The sequence below is a fragment of the Psychromarinibacter sp. S121 genome (assembly GCF_049801035.1).
GTDB lineage: Bacteria > Pseudomonadota > Alphaproteobacteria > Rhodobacterales > Rhodobacteraceae > Psychromarinibacter.
The window spans coordinates 756,611-769,517 of the sequence record NZ_JBNAGE010000002.1; the positions used below are offsets into that span (position 1 = coordinate 756,611).

The 12,907-nt window shown below is 66.4% G+C and carries 12 protein-coding genes; 8 read left to right on the forward strand and 4 right to left on the reverse strand.

Annotated features, from left to right (window positions below):
• Positions 1 to 9: 9 nt before the first annotated feature.
• The 3 genes from ACP156_RS12075 to ACP156_RS12085 form a co-directional block, all read right to left on the reverse strand.
• Positions 10 to 1,533: a tripartite tricarboxylate transporter permease gene (locus ACP156_RS12075; protein WP_425051578.1), complete on the reverse strand. Its 1,524-nt coding sequence runs from the start codon at positions 1,531 to 1,533 to the stop codon at positions 10 to 12.
• Positions 1,534 to 2,079: a tripartite tricarboxylate transporter TctB family protein gene (locus ACP156_RS12080; protein ID WP_425051579.1), complete on the reverse strand. Its 546-nt coding sequence runs from the start codon at positions 2,077 to 2,079 to the stop codon at positions 1,534 to 1,536.
• A 103-nt stretch (positions 2,080 to 2,182) separates the two neighbouring features.
• Entirely contained in the window at positions 2,183 to 3,133 is a 951-nt protein-coding gene (locus tag ACP156_RS12085; RefSeq protein ID WP_425051580.1) for a tripartite tricarboxylate transporter substrate-binding protein, read from the reverse strand.
• A 130-nt stretch (positions 3,134 to 3,263) separates the two neighbouring features.
• Between ACP156_RS12085 and ACP156_RS12090 the strand changes: the two genes are divergently transcribed.
• From ACP156_RS12090 to ACP156_RS12100, 3 genes are read left to right on the forward strand one after another with little or no spacing between them, the layout of a single operon-like run.
• Entirely contained in the window at positions 3,264 to 4,049 is a 786-nt protein-coding gene (locus ACP156_RS12090; protein WP_425051581.1) for an IclR family transcriptional regulator, read from the forward strand.
• Between the two features lie 10 nt (positions 4,050 to 4,059).
• Positions 4,060 to 5,415: an aspartate aminotransferase family protein gene (locus ACP156_RS12095; protein ID WP_425051582.1), complete on the forward strand. Its 1,356-nt coding sequence runs from the start codon at positions 4,060 to 4,062 to the stop codon at positions 5,413 to 5,415.
• The gene (locus ACP156_RS12100; RefSeq protein WP_425051583.1) at positions 5,415 to 6,176 is read left to right on the forward strand and encodes an SDR family oxidoreductase; all 762 of its coding nucleotides are present in this window, start codon (positions 5,415 to 5,417) and stop codon (positions 6,174 to 6,176) included. The genes ACP156_RS12095 and ACP156_RS12100 overlap by 1 nt, the downstream gene beginning before the upstream one ends.
• 17 nt (positions 6,177 to 6,193) lie before the next feature.
• Here the strand turns inward: ACP156_RS12100 and ACP156_RS12105 are convergent, their stop codons facing one another.
• Positions 6,194 to 6,916: an aspartate/glutamate racemase family protein gene (locus tag ACP156_RS12105; RefSeq protein ID WP_425051584.1), complete on the reverse strand. Its 723-nt coding sequence runs from the start codon at positions 6,914 to 6,916 to the stop codon at positions 6,194 to 6,196.
• Positions 6,917 to 6,997: 81 nt separating this feature from the next.
• On the opposite strand from ACP156_RS12105, the gene ACP156_RS12110 reads away from it, so the two are divergent.
• The 5 genes from ACP156_RS12110 (at position 6,998) to ACP156_RS12130 (ending at position 12,906) form a co-directional block, all read left to right on the forward strand.
• Entirely contained in the window at positions 6,998 to 8,695 is a 1,698-nt protein-coding gene (locus ACP156_RS12110) for a thiamine pyrophosphate-binding protein (protein ID WP_425051585.1), read from the forward strand.
• A 22-nt stretch (positions 8,696 to 8,717) separates the two neighbouring features.
• The gene (locus tag ACP156_RS12115) at positions 8,718 to 9,959 is read left to right on the forward strand and encodes an NAD(P)/FAD-dependent oxidoreductase (RefSeq protein WP_425051586.1); all 1,242 of its coding nucleotides are present in this window, start codon (positions 8,718 to 8,720) and stop codon (positions 9,957 to 9,959) included.
• Between the two features lie 49 nt (positions 9,960 to 10,008).
• A complete protein-coding gene (locus ACP156_RS12120) occupies positions 10,009 to 10,983 on the forward strand; it encodes a TRAP transporter substrate-binding protein (RefSeq protein WP_425051587.1) in 975 nt (324 codons plus the stop codon).
• 74 nt (positions 10,984 to 11,057) lie between these two features.
• Complete coding sequence (locus ACP156_RS12125; RefSeq protein WP_425051588.1) at positions 11,058 to 11,588, forward strand: TRAP transporter small permease; 531 nt, start codon at positions 11,058 to 11,060, stop codon at positions 11,586 to 11,588.
• A 4-nt stretch (positions 11,589 to 11,592) separates the two neighbouring features.
• The gene (locus ACP156_RS12130; protein ID WP_425051589.1) at positions 11,593 to 12,906 is read left to right on the forward strand and encodes a TRAP transporter large permease; all 1,314 of its coding nucleotides are present in this window, start codon (positions 11,593 to 11,595) and stop codon (positions 12,904 to 12,906) included.
• Position 12,907 lies beyond the last annotated feature (1 nt).

Consider the following 12,907-nt stretch of genomic DNA (forward strand, 5'->3'; position numbering starts at 1 on the left):
GGTCTCCTCCTACCGTGTCTGGCTGTCGTGGATGTCGTGGTCGTGGGCGTCTTCGGGCAGGTTGTTGCGGTGCTCGCGGATCACGCCGCGGACGTGCAGCACGATCAGCGCCACGATGGCCAGCGCCAGCATCGCCGCGATGGGCCGGTCGACGAAATCCAGAGGCGTCTTCACCCGCGCCATGGCCGACCGAAGCTTCACTTCCATGATGCCGCCAAGGACCATGCCCAGAACGATGGGCACCACCGGCAGGTTCTGCCGCTTCAGGATCAACCCGAACACCCCGAACCCCGCCGCGATGGCGCAGTCGGTGATCGAGTTGCGCAGGCTGTACACGCCGACGAAGGACAGCGTCAGGATCGTCACGCCAAGGAACCGGGTCGGCACCCGGATGATCTTCATCAGCCAGTTCGAGGCGAACAGCATGAACACCACCACGATCACGTTCAGCGCGATCATCGCGATGTACAGGGCATAGACGAAGTCCAGCTGGTTCTGGAACAGCCCCGGACCGGGGATCACGTTGTGGACGTAGAACACAGACAGCATCATCGCTGTCAGAGCCTCGCCCGGAATGCCAAGCGCCAGCAGCGGGATCATCGCGGCGGCGGGCACGGCGTTGTTCGCGGACTCGCTGGCGACCAGCCCCTCGGGCGAGCCATTGCCGAACGCATCGGGGTCCTTCGAGGTCTTCTGCGCGTAGGTGTAGCTAAGGAACTGTGCGGTGAATTCACCCACGCCGGGGATCATGCCCATCAGCACGCCAAAACCCGACCCGGCGGCGGCGATGCGTTTGTGGCGGAACACCTCGCGCATGGCGCGGCCCATGCTGCCCTTGATCCGCTGCGTGTCAGGCGCGGATTCCGGGTCGGTCAGCAGCACGAACGCCTGCGACAGCGCGAACAGGCCCAGCACGACCACGATCAGGTTGACGCCCGAGGCAAGCCATTCCTGTCCGAAGGTGAAGCGCTGGGTGTATTTCACCGGCTCCAGCCCCACGGTTTGCAGGAACACCCCGAAGGCCGCCAGCATCCCTGCGGCGAAGGTCTGGCCCCGGTGCGCCAGCACCACCAGCACAAGGCCCAGCAGGGCGGCAAGGAAGATCTCTCGGCTGCCGAACATCGGTGCGATCTTCGCCAGCAAAGGCGCAAACAGGATCAGCGCCACGATGGACAGGATGCCGCCCATGAAGCTGGCGCCGTAGGCTAGGCCAAGCGCCCTTAACGCCTCGCCTCGCTTGGTCATCGGGTGGCCGTCGTAGGTTGTCAGCGCGTTGACGGCCGTGCCCGGCGTGTTGATCAGGATCGCGGGCAGCGCGCCGCCGAACATCGACGAGCCGTAGATGCCCAGCAGCATCGTCAGCCCGACCAACGGATCGAGCGAGAAGGTTGCGGGCAACAGGATCGCGATGGCGACGGCTGGGCCGACACCGGGGATCGCGCCAATGATCACGCCACCGATCGAGCCGATCAGCAGGGCGAAGGCAACATCGAGGCGGGCCAGAAGGTCGAGGCCGGAAAGGAAGGCGTCCATCTAGAGATACGTCATCATAAAGCTGCGGAAGGCGCCGGGAGGCAGCAGACCATAGATCTCGCCCGCCGGGATCTTGACCTGCAACAGGCCCTTGAAGACCACGACCGTGGCGATGGCGAAGACCGCCGCGACGCCCATCCAGCGCGCCGAGCGATAGCCAAGGCGGAAAGCGAGCACGCAGCAGAAGGCGATGGTGGCCAGCAGATAGCCGATCCACGGCACCAGCAGGACATAGGCCATGAACCACCCCGCGTATTCCAGCGAGCGCGCCCAATAAAGCGCCTCTGCCAGCCGCCCCGGAATGCGCTGCGACACCACTGCGCCGGCAAGGTGCAGGGCGGCGAACAGCGTCATCAGCCCAAGCGAGATCGCGGGCCAGAAGGCGGGTTGCGCGAACAGCGCGGTGCGCTTTTCCACCCACGTGGTCTGGAACGGCAGGTTCAGCAGCAGGAACAACGCGAAGGCGAAGAAAGCCAGCGCGAAGACCATGTCTCCGGGGCGGCGGTATCGCTTGAACAGGTCCTGAAAGGTTTGCAGGCGGCGCATTGTGTCCCCGGTGATCGGCGAGGGTTTCGCGGTCCGGGCGGGAATGGTCCCGCCGGGGAGAGACTGGACAGGCGCCCCGACCTCAGCCGGGGCGCCTGCGCGATCAGTTGTCGATCAATTCGAGAACGGTGCCGAGCGTCGTGGCGTCTTTCTCGATCTGCGCCGTCGAGGCGGCTTCGTCCTGCCAGTAGATCAGCGCGCCGGTTTGCGCGGCCAGTTCCTTGGCGGCGTCCGAGTTGATCACCTCGACCGCGACAGCGGCGATTTTCTCGCGCACGTCGGCGGGCGTGTCCTTGTGGACGAACAGACCGTTCCACAGCGCGATGTCCAGTTCCGGGGCAAGTTCGCCCACGGTCGGAGCATCCGGGGTCAGCGGGATTCGTTCGGCACCGATCGAGGCAAGCACCTTCACGTCGTCGAGGCAGGGCAGGATCAGTTGCAGCGTGGTGTTGATCACGTCCGCGTCGCCCGAGGCCAGCGTGTTGCAGTCAAGCGCATCGAATGCGGCGTCGGACCCGTATTCGAAGCCCATCGTCTCGGCCAGCGCCAGCGTGACCTGCGTCGGGATCAGGACCGACCCAAAGTGCCCCAGCGCGACGTCGTTCTCGGCGGCATAGCCGGCCAGTTCGTCCATCGTCGAATAGGGCGCGTCGCCTGCGGTGGCGATTACGAAGGGGTAGGTCAGGAAGATGCCGACCGGCTCGAACGGGTTCGGGTTCAGCGCCGGGATGCCGACCTCGGGGCCGATCAGCGGCACGCCGATCACGAAAGAGCCGATGGTATAGCCGTCCGAGCCAGCCATCGCGACTTCGGCCGCACCGGGGAACGGACCGCCGCCGCCGCCGGGCTTGTTCACGACCGCTGCGGGGACGCCGTAGGCCTCTTGGAATTTCTCGGCGATCATCCGGGTCAGCACGTCCTCAAGGTCGCCGGGCGGGAAGGGCACGACGAATTCGACGGGCTGTTCGGGATACTCGGCCTGCGCCGCCGTCGGCGCGGTCACGGGCAGGGCCAGAGACAGCGCAATGGCGCTGGTGGCAAGAAACTTGTGCATCTGCACCTCCTGTTGGATCGGTTCATTATTTGAACCCGTGGTATCAAAAAATATTGCCCGTCCGCCGGATTTCTGTCAACGTTTCTGTGAAGCCGCCGGTGCTGAAATGCCGGGCAGACTGGGAACCTTCATGGGCACGATTACCAAAGCTCTTGATTTGCTGAACTTTTTCTCTCGCAAACGGCCCGCGATCGGGTTGAGCGAGTTCGTGAAGCTGTCGGGGCGGGACAAGGCGACGGTGCACCGGCACCTCACGGAACTGGAGGAAAACGGCTTTCTCCAGCAGAACCCCGAGACTCGCGCCTATCGGCTCGGGCCGGCGATTCTTCGGCTGTCGGGCGTGCGCGAGGCGACCTATCCCATGCGCTCCGTGCTGCGCCCGGTGGTGCGCGATCTTGCGGATACGGTGGGCGAACTGGTTCATGCCTCGGTGCTGCAGGGCGAAATGCTGTCGCCGGTGGTCCACGCCGATCCGCTGGGCCACGGCACGCAGGTGCATTTCGACGAGGGTGAGATGCTGCCGCTTCACGCGACCTCGTCGGGACTGGCGGTCATGGCCTTCGCGCCCGACGCCTTCGTGTCCCGCGTATTGAAGGCCGGGCTTCCGGGAATCACGCAGCGGACGCTGACGGATGCGGGCGCGGTGCGGTCGCTGCTGAACGAGGTTCGCGCGACCGGAGTCGCTCGGCTGGACCGGGCGTTCGACGAAGAGGTCAGTTCGCAGGGGGTGCCGGTGTTCGGCCCCTCGGGCGAGGTTGTCGGTGCGCTGTCGGTGGCGATCCCCGCCGTCCGCGCAAGCGAAGAGAAGATGAACGCGATCCTGCCTGCGCTGTGCGATGGCGCAGTGCAGGCGACGCGGGCGCTGGGCGGTCAGATGCCGCCGGAACACGCCGCCAAATGGGCGGCCAATGCTTGAGGAGATCCCCATGAAGGACATGAACTTTCTGAAGGAAAACAACGCCCGCCACCTGTGGCACCCGATGGCGCATCCCGCCGACTGCCAGGCGAACCCGCCCGACATCATCGTCGGCGGCGAAGGTTGCCGGATCACCGATGTCGACGGGCACACCACCATCGACGGCGTCGGCGGCCTGTGGAACGTTAACCTCGGGTATTCCTGCCAGCCGGTGAAGGACGCCATCACGGAACAGCTGGAACGGCTGCCCTATTACTCGATTTTCCGGGGCACCACGAACGACGCCGCGATCGAGCTGTCGTGGATGCTGCGCCAGTTCTTCGCCGAGGACGGCATGGGCCGGGCTTTCTACACCTCGGGCGGTGGCGACTCGGTCGAGATCGCGCTGCGGCTGGCGCGCCAGTACCACAAGGTGCGCGGCGAGGCCGGGCGCGTGAAGTATCTGTCGCTGAAAAAGGGCTATCACGGGACCCACACGCTGGGCGCGTCGGTGAACGGCAACGCCAACTTCCGCACCCAGTACGAGCCGCTGATGCCCGGCTGCTATCACATCCCGGCGCCCTACACCTATCGCAACCCGTTCAACGAGACCGATCCCGAGAAGCTGGCGCAGCTTTGCCTTGCCGCGCTGGAGGACGAGATCAAGTTCCAAAGCGCCGACACAATCGCGGCCTTCATCATGGAGCCGGTGCTGGGTGCGGGTGGTGTGATCCCGCCGCATGAAAGCTTCATGCCCGGAGTGCGCGAGATTTGCGACCGCTACGGCATCCTGCTGATCGCGGACGAGGTCATCACCGGCTTCGGGCGCACCGGCGACTGGTCGGGTTCGCGACACTGGGGCGTGAAGCCCGACATGATGACAACCGCGAAAGCGATCACCAACGGCTACTTCCCGTTCGGCGCGGTGATGATCTCGGACGCGGTGGCCGAGGTGTTCGAATCCGACACGTCGGGCCGGGCCGCCATCGGGTCGGGCTATACCTACTCTGGCCATCCGGTCGGTGCGGCGGCGGCCATCGCCTGCCTGAAAGAGACCGAGCGGCTTCAGGTGAAGGACAACGCGGCGGCACGCGGCGCGCAGATCTTCGCGGGTCTTCAGGCGCTGAAGGAAAAATACGACCTGATCGGAGACGTGCGCGGCGGTCACGGGATGATGAGCGCCATGGAACTGGTGTCCGACCGCGCCACCAAGGCCCCGATCGACAAGGATACGATCAGCCGCGTCCAGCGCACCGCCTACGAATCCGGCGCGATGGTCCGGATGTCGGGCAACAACCTGATCCTGTCGCCGCCGCTGATCCTGTCGGAAGCAGAGACGGATACGATCCTCTCGGCGCTCGACGCGGGCTTCGCGGCGGTGTCCTGATGGATCTTGGCATCGCGGGCCGCCGCGCGCTGGTCTGCGGCGCGTCTGCGGGTATCGGCTTTGCCTGCGCCAAGGTGCTGGCAGAGGAAGGGTGCAAGGTGGTCATGGTCGCGCGGGACGCCGCGCGGCTGGACGCCGCGGTTGCGCAGATACCCGGCGCGCGGGGCGTCGCGGCGGATCTCGGGGCCGAGGGCGTCGAGGCGCGTCTGCTGGCAGAGGTGGGTCCGGTCGACATTCTCGTGACCAACCCGGGCGTCAGTCCGGCCGGTTCGCTGACCGACGCGGCAACCGTGATGGCCGCGACCGAAGCCGTGCCCGCTCGGACAATGGCGCTGATCGGCGCGTTCCTTCCGGGAATGCGCGAAGGCGGCTGGGGGCGGGTGGTCAACATCACCTCGTCCGGCGTCTTCGCAAGCGGCCCCGCGCTGGGCCTTTCCGGCGCGGTGCGGGCGGCTTTGACCCACATGGCCGCGAGCCTCGCCCAAGAGGTCGCGCCGGACGGGGTCACGGTGAACTGCATCGCGCCGGGGCCGGTGGACACGGCGGGGCTGCAGCATTTCGTCGAACGCCGCGCGCGCGAAACGGGGCAGACCATCGAAGAGGTCCGGGCCGCGCGGCTGGCAAGCCTGCCGACCGGCCGGTTCTCGGAGCCGGACGAGGTCGGCGCGCTCTGCGCCTTCCTCGCCTCTGGCCGGGCCGCGAACATTACCGGGCGGACAGTTCTGGCGGACGGCGGCGCGAACGCGTTCCCGTTCCTCTAGGGGCCGCGCTTCGCGCGCTACACCGGATCCGGATAGCGCGGCGGGTCAAGGCTCGACTGAAACCACGTCACGAAGCTGGCGATGGAATAGGTCGGCAGCCCCGTCGCCGCGCGAATGTCGGCGGCGTAGGGGATCATGTTGGTGCATTCCAGCACGATGGCGCCAAGATCGGGGTGTGCCGCCTGCAGGTCCAGCGCGGCGGCCACGTTGTCGGCGCGCGCCGCGGTGACGTCGAGTTCCAGTTCGTTGCCAAGGATGGCGCGGGTGAATTCCGTGCCGCCCTCGGTCGAGCCCACGGGCGTGCCCTTCGGCACCCCGGCACGGGCAAGGTGGGTGTCGGTCAGGGTGCTTGCCGAGATCGTCAGGATGCCCGCGCGCCGGCCCGGCGGCAGCGTCGCGTTGACCATGGCGACCTGCATCAGCGAGGACGTCGCCACCGGCACGCCAACCGCCTTTGCCAGTTCCGGCTGGAACAGCGACAGGAACCCGCAGTTGGTGGTGATCCCGTCCGCACCGTCCGCGACCAGTTCACGCGCCGCATCGATGAACGCGGGCAGCAGCCCCGGCGCGCCCTGCCGCACCACCCGGTCGGGCGAGGCATCGCGCACCACCTTGTAGAGCACCGGAAAAGGCCACGTCAGCGCGTTGCCCATATCTCCCGGAATGCGGGGAAACCGCGCCTCTAGCATCAGGATGCCCACCGATGCGCCGTAGACCGCCTTGCCGCCTCGGATTTTCATGCCGTCCCTCCGACCAGTCCCGCCCCCGAGATTGACACCGCTTCGCGGGCATATCCAGATGGGCGCGAAGGAGATCCCCGGATGAAAGACGCACAGACCAACCAGATGACCGGCGCCGAGGCGATGGTGCGGATGCTGCAGGCGCATGGCGTGAAGCACATGTTCGGCCTGTGCGGCGACACCACGCTGCCGTTCTACGACGCGTTGGCGCGGCTTGACCACGGGATCACCCATTTCCTGACGCGGGACGAACGGCACGCGTCGTACATGGCCGACGCCTATGCGCGCGTCACGGGCAAGCCCGGCGTGTGCGAGGGGCCGTCCGGCGGCGGTGCGACGTATATCCTGCCGGGCGTGGTGGAGGCGTCGGAAAGCTCGGTGCCGATCCTTGCGATCACCACCGACGTCTCGACCGCATCGCGCGGGAAATACCCGCTGACGGAACTGGACCAGCAGGCGCTGTTCCGTCCGGTGTCGAAGTGGAACACGTCGCTGGACAACGCCGCGCGGCTTCCGGCGGCGGTGCGGCAGGCGTTTCGCGCAATGACCACGGGGCGACCCGGGGCCGTGCATCTGGCGCTGCCGTTCGACACCCAGAAAGCCCCGGTGGACGAGGCAGAGGTCTGGGCCGACCCGCGCCACCACGCCTTTCCGGCCGAACGCGCCGCGCCCGATCCGCAGACCATCGCGGATGCCGCCGAGATCCTTGCCGGCGCCCGCCGCGCGGTCGCGATCTGTGGCGGTGGCCCGGTGATCGCAGGCGCCGAGGATGTGCTGCGGCGGCTGGCCGAGGCGCTGGACATGCCGGTCGCCACGACGGTCAGCGGGCAGGGCGCCATCGCCGAAAAGCATCCGCTTGCGCTGGGCGTGGTGGGGTCGAACGGCGGCGTCGCCTCGACCCGCGCGGTAGTGGACGAGGCGGACGTGGTGCTGTTCATCGGCTGCCGCGCGGGGTCGGTGACGACGGAACGCTGGCGCTCTCCGCCGACGGGCACCACGGTCATCCACATCGACAGCGACCCGATGGTGATCGGCGCGAACTATCCGACCGAGGTGGCGATTTGTGCCGATGCGCGGCTGGCGCTGGAGGCGTTGTTGTCCGAGATCGAGCCGGGCAACGTCGCGGGCTACAACGGGACGCAGCGGGCGGCGGCCGCGTGGGACGCGAAGCTTGCGGCGTTCCATCCGCTGGCGACCTCTTCCGAAACGCCGATCCGCCCCGAAGCCGTGGTCGCCGCGCTGATGGATATCCTCGACGACGACGCGGTGATCTGCGCCGATCCCGGCACACCGTGCCCCTATTTCAGCGCGCACTACCGCTGGCGCACCTCGGGCCGACAGTTCATCACCAACCGCGCTCACGGCGCGCTGGGCTACTCGCTGGCCGCCGCGATGGGCGCGCAGGTGGGTCGGCCCGATGCGAAGGTGCTCAGCGTGATGGGCGACGGGTCGTTCGGCTTTTGCTGCGGCGAGTTCGAGACGCTGGTGCGGTACAACCTGCCGATCACCTCGATCGTGTTCTCCAACAGCGTCTTCGGCTGGATCAAGGCTGGGCAGAACGCGGGCTTCGGGCAGCGGTTCTACAACGTCGACTTCTCGCGCACCGATCACGCAGCGGTGGCGCGCGCGTTCGGCGTGAAGGCGTGGACTGTGGAAGACCCGGCAGACCTGCCGAGGATCCTGCGCGAAGCGATTGCCCATGACGGGCCGACGCTGGTCGATGTGATCAGCCAGCCGCTGCACGAGGCGGCGGCGCCGGTTTCGGAATGGGTTGCGTGACGGCAGGGAAAAAGGGGGACGCATGGTGAAGGTGGCGATCGTCGGGGCAGGGATCGTGGGCGTGTCCACGGCCCTGTGGCTACAACGGGACGGGCACGAGGTCGTACTGGTCGACCGCGCCGGTCCGGCTGAAGGAACCAGCTATGGCAATGGCGGGGTGCTTGCCTCGTCCGGGATCGTTCCGGTCACGACGCCGGGGCTGATGCGCAAGGCGCCGGGAATGCTGTTCGACCCGAAGCAGCCGCTGTTCCTGAAGTGGGGCTATCTGCCAAAGCTGATGCCGTGGCTCGCGCGGTATCTTACCCACGCGAACGCGAAGGACGCGCGGCGCATCGCGTCGGCTGTGGCGGGGGTCGTGGGCGACAGCTATGCCGAGCACCTGTCGCTGGCCAAGGGAACGCGCGCCGAGAAGTGGCTGATCCCGTCCGATTACGTGTTCATCTACGACGACCGTGCCGCCTTCGAGGCCGACGCCTTTGGCTGGGGCGTCCGGCGCGAAAACGGGTACACGTGGGAAGAACTGGATGGCGCTGCCTTCCGCGCTTACGACCCGGCCTTCGCGGACCATCTTGGCTTTGCGGTTCGCCTGCCGGATCATGGCCGGATCGCGGATCCCGGCCAGTACGTCAAGGATCTCGCCGCCGAGGTCGAGGCGGCAGGCGGGCGCATCCTGCAAGCCGATGTCGAGGACTTCGTGATCGAAAGCGGCCGGGTGACCGGCCTGCGCGCGGGGGGAGAGACGATTCCCTGCGATGCGGCGGTCGTGGCCACCGGCGTCTGGTCCGGGCCTCTGACCAAGGCGCTGGGCCTGAAGGTGCCGCTTGAATCCGAACGCGGCTATCACATGGAGTTCTGGAACCCCTCGGTCGCGCCGAAGTCGCCCGTGATGGTCGCGGGCGGCAAGTTCGTCATCACCCCGATGGAGGGCCGCATCCGCGCCGCCGGGATTGTCGAGTTCGGCGGCCTCGAGGCAGGCCCCAGCGAAGCGCCGTTCGAGCTTTTGCGGAAGAACGTCGCCGCCGCGCTGCCGGGCCTGACCTATGACGAGGTGACGCAGTGGATGGGCCACCGGCCCGCGCCCGCCGACTCGATTCCGGTCATCGGCGAGGTTCCGGGCGCGAAAGGCGTCTTCACGGGGTTCGGACATCACCACATCGGACTGACGGGTGGCCCGAAAACCGGGCGGCTTCTGTCTCAGCTGATCGCCGGGCGAAAGCCGAACATTGACCTGTCGCCATATTCTCCGGCACGTTTCGCAGGGTAAGCCGCGCTCAAGACGGCATTTCCAGAACCAACAACCGGGAGACAGACCTATGAAGACCATGACCGGACTTTTGGCCGCCACGGCCCTGACCGCTGCCGCGACCGTTGCGGCGCAGGCCGAGACCTGGGACATGCCGCTGGCCTATGCGGCAACCAATTTCCACTCCGAGACCGCAGCCTCGTTCGCGGCCTGCGTGACCGAGGGCACCGGCGGCGAGCTTGAGATCGTCACCCACCCGTCGGGATCGCTGTACGGCGGGGCCGAGATCAAGCGCGCGGTGACAACCGGGCAGGTGAACATCGGCGAGCGACTGCTGTCGGCGCACCAGAACGAAAACCCGCTTTACGGCATCGACTCGATCCCCTTCCTTGTCTCGTCCTTCGACGAGCACGAAGCCCTGTGGGACATCGCAGAACCGGCGGTGTCGGATGCGCTGGCGGAAGACAACCTGCACTATCTTTACTCGGTGCCGTGGCCGCCGCAGGGGCTTTACATGAACAAGGCGGTCGAGTCGGTCGACGATCTGGCCGGCGTCAAGTTCCGCTCTTACTCGACGGCCACCGCGCGTATGGCCGAACTGACCGGCATGCTGCCGGTGCAGGTCGAAGCCGCCGAACTCAGCCAGGCGCTGGCGACCGGCGTGGCGGAAAGCTTCATCTCGTCCGGCGCCACCGGCTATGACCGCAAGGTCTGGGAACAGCTCAGCCATTTCTACGTGGTCGACGCATGGCTTCCGCGCAACGCGATCTTCGTGAACATGCAGGCGTGGGACGGTCTGTCCGATGAAACCAAGGCGGTGATGGAAGGCTGCGCCGCGGACGCGGCGGCCGCCGGGCTCGAGGCTTCCAAGGCCTATACGCAGTTCACGCTGGACGGCCTTGTGGAAGGCGGCATGGAAGTTGGCCCGGCCAGCGATGCGCTGATGGGCGGACTGAAAGAGATCGGCGAGACCATGACGACCGAGTGGTTGGAGACCGCGGGCGAGGATGGTGCGGCGATCGTCGACGCCTACAAGGGCCAGTGATCCGCTAGGTTCGGAACCATGCACAGGGCCGGGGCGACGCGTCTCGGCCCGTCAACAGATCCGGGGGACGGGGCATGCCTGCCGCACGGGCGCTTCGGCGCATTCTCGATACATTGTACCTTGCGGGAGGCGTCGTCGCGGCGCTGTTCATGATCGCCATTCTCGCGATTATTGTCCTGCAGATGCTGGCGCGGTGGACGGGTTTCGTCTTTCCCGGCGCATCGAATTACGCGGGCTACTGCATGGCCGGCGCGTCCTTCCTTGCCTTCGCCTATGCGCTGAACCACGGCGCGCACATCCGGGTGTCGCTGGCGCTGAAGGCGCTGGGGCGGTTCCGCTGGTGGGGGGAGCTTTGGTGTTTCGGCATCGGCGCGGTGATTACCACGTGGATGGCGTGGTACGCGTGGAAGGGCACCTACTGGTCGTGGAAACTCAAGGAACTCAGTCAGGGGCTGGACGCCACCCCGGTCTGGATTCCCCAGATCACGATGGTTGTCGGGACCATCCTGCTGGCGCTGTCGTTCTGGGACCACCTTCTGCGGCTGATCGTAACCGGCGACCACGGCATCAAGACCGACGTCGTCGACCAGAGCCACGCGGAGTAGGGGCATGGAACAACTCGCCCCGATCCTGATATTCCTGTTCGTTCTGTTCATGCTGCTGGGTTCTGGCGTCTGGGTCGGCCTTGCGCTGATGGGCGTGGCCTATGTCGGTATGGACCTGTTCACCTCGCGTCCGGCGGGCGATGCGATGGTCACAAAGGTCTGGTCGTCCTCGTCGTCGTGGACGCTGACCGCGCTGCCTTTGTTCATCTGGATGGGAGAAATCCTGTACCGCACCCGGCTGTCCGAGGACATGTTCAAGGGACTGTCGCCGTGGATGGCGCGGTTGCCGGGCGGCCTGGTGCACACCAACATCGTCGGCTGCACCGTGTTCGCGGCGGTGTCCGGTTCGTCGGCGGCGACGCTGACAACCGTGGGCAAGATGTCGATCCCGGAACTGCGCAAGCGGAATTATCCCGAGACGATGGTGATCGGCACGCTCGCGGGTGCGGCGACGCTGGGCCTGATGATCCCGCCTTCGCTGACGCTGATCGTCTACGGGGTCACCATCAACGAGAGCATCACCAAGCTGTTCATGGCGGGCGTCTTCCCCGGTCTGGTTCTGGCGCTGATGTTCATGGCCTATGTCGCGGTGTCGTCGAAGGTCATGAAGGATTTCGACCCGACACCCGAGCCCGCGATGAGCTTTATGGAGAAGGTGAAGAACTCGCGCTTCCTGCTGCCGGTGATCTGCCTGATCCTTGTGGTGATCGGGTCGATGTACATGGGCTTTGCCACCGCGACCGAGGCGGCGTCGTTCGGCGTCATCGGCGGGCTGGTGCTGGCGGCGGCGCAGGGCTCGCTGACCATGGGCACCTTCATCGAAAGCCTGATGGGGGCGGTCCGTACAAGCGCGATGATCGCGCTGATCCTTGCGGGCGCATCCTTCCTGTCGCTGTCGATGGGCTTCACCGGCCTGCCGCGCGGGCTTGCGGACCTGATCGCCAGCTTCGACCTGTCGCGGTTCGAACTGCTGATGGCGTTGCTGGTGTTCTATATCGTACTGGGCTGCTTCCTTGACGGCATCTCGTCGGTGGTACTGACGATGGCGGTGGTCGAGCCGATGATCCGCGAGGCGGGGATCGACCTTATCTGGTTCGGTATCTTCATTGTCGTGGTGGTCGAGATGGCGCAGATCACGCCCCCGATCGGGTTCAACCTGTTCGTCCTGCAGGGCATGACCGGCCACGAGATGAGCTTCATCGCGAGGGCGGCGATCCCGATGTTCCTGATCATGGTGGTCATGGTGTTCGTGTTGATCGCATGGCCGGACCTTGCCACATGGCTTCCCGACAACATCCGAAGCAGGCCGGGCGGCTGAC

Bases quoted from the DNA above. Each gene is read 5' to 3' on its own strand.
- ACP156_RS12090 (WP_425051581.1), top strand. From the start codon at position 3,264: ATGGGCACGATTACCAAAGCTCTTGATTTGCTGAACTTTTTCTCTCGC.
- ACP156_RS12130 (WP_425051589.1), top strand. From the start codon at position 11,593: ATGGAACAACTCGCCCCGATCCTGATATTCCTGTTCGTTCTGTTCATG.
- ACP156_RS12120 (WP_425051587.1), top strand. From the start codon at position 10,009: ATGAAGACCATGACCGGACTTTTGGCCGCCACGGCCCTGACCGCTGCC.
- ACP156_RS12110 (WP_425051585.1), top strand. From the start codon at position 6,998: ATGAAAGACGCACAGACCAACCAGATGACCGGCGCCGAGGCGATGGTG.
- ACP156_RS12085 (WP_425051580.1), bottom strand. From the start codon at position 3,133: ATGCACAAGTTTCTTGCCACCAGCGCCATTGCGCTGTCTCTGGCCCTG.
- ACP156_RS12115 (WP_425051586.1), top strand. From the start codon at position 8,718: ATGGTGAAGGTGGCGATCGTCGGGGCAGGGATCGTGGGCGTGTCCACG.
- ACP156_RS12075 (WP_425051578.1), bottom strand. From the start codon at position 1,533: ATGGACGCCTTCCTTTCCGGCCTCGACCTTCTGGCCCGCCTCGATGTT.
- ACP156_RS12080 (WP_425051579.1), bottom strand. From the start codon at position 2,079: ATGCGCCGCCTGCAAACCTTTCAGGACCTGTTCAAGCGATACCGCCGC.
- ACP156_RS12105 (WP_425051584.1), bottom strand. From the start codon at position 6,916: ATGAAAATCCGAGGCGGCAAGGCGGTCTACGGCGCATCGGTGGGCATC.
- ACP156_RS12125 (WP_425051588.1), top strand. From the start codon at position 11,058: ATGCCTGCCGCACGGGCGCTTCGGCGCATTCTCGATACATTGTACCTT.
- ACP156_RS12100 (WP_425051583.1), top strand. From the start codon at position 5,415: ATGGATCTTGGCATCGCGGGCCGCCGCGCGCTGGTCTGCGGCGCGTCT.
- ACP156_RS12095 (WP_425051582.1), top strand. From the start codon at position 4,060: ATGAAGGACATGAACTTTCTGAAGGAAAACAACGCCCGCCACCTGTGG.